At 55.9% G+C, this 581-nt stretch carries 1 protein-coding gene; it reads right to left on the reverse strand.

The features are described from left to right. A partial coding sequence (locus AC1DDH_RS20430; protein WP_476956203.1) for a hypothetical protein occupies nt 1–268 on the reverse strand: 268 nt, incomplete at its 3' end. Between the last annotated feature and the right edge of the window lie 313 nt (nt 269–581).

Here is a 581-nt window from a genome sequence, read left to right on the forward strand (position 1 = left end):
ACTCCACATTTACCGGCGGTTCCTTTTGATGAGCACGACTCTCTTTTGTCGCTGGTGCCGGTAGGCGACAGACGAGAACGTCTGCTGGCAACGGTTCAGTGCATGGCGGGCTTCCGAATACTTCGCCATATTGCTGACCGGTGATGTCGGTGTAGCCCGGCGGGCAAGGATCGTATTCGGTCGTGATTTTGGTACCGTTTCTGCATTTCGCTGCCTGAACTGTGGTAGCAGTCAGGCAGACCAGAAGGGCGACGAGGGCTGCACGCATTTGCGGTCTTATTATTCGTTACGGATGTCGTAACGATAACACGCGACCTACTGTGGATAGGATCCGAAAATCTCCCGGTAGGCTCGTATCGCGTCCAGGCCGTGCATGCGGAGGGTGTCGATGGTCCAGGCAGGGATAGGCCGTCGGCCCGTCTGCCAGTCCCGGATAGTTCTGTCGCATCTGCGCAATAGACGAGAAAGGTGTTTGCGTGGTAGGCCGCTGGTGTATTTGTCGAATTCAGTTGGACTGACCCAGCGCCTAGACGGGTTCTTCATGACCTCTCCGGCAACAAAAAAGCCAGCACCTTATGTGC

The organism is Arthrobacter sp. 10T425 (assembly GCF_056393985.1).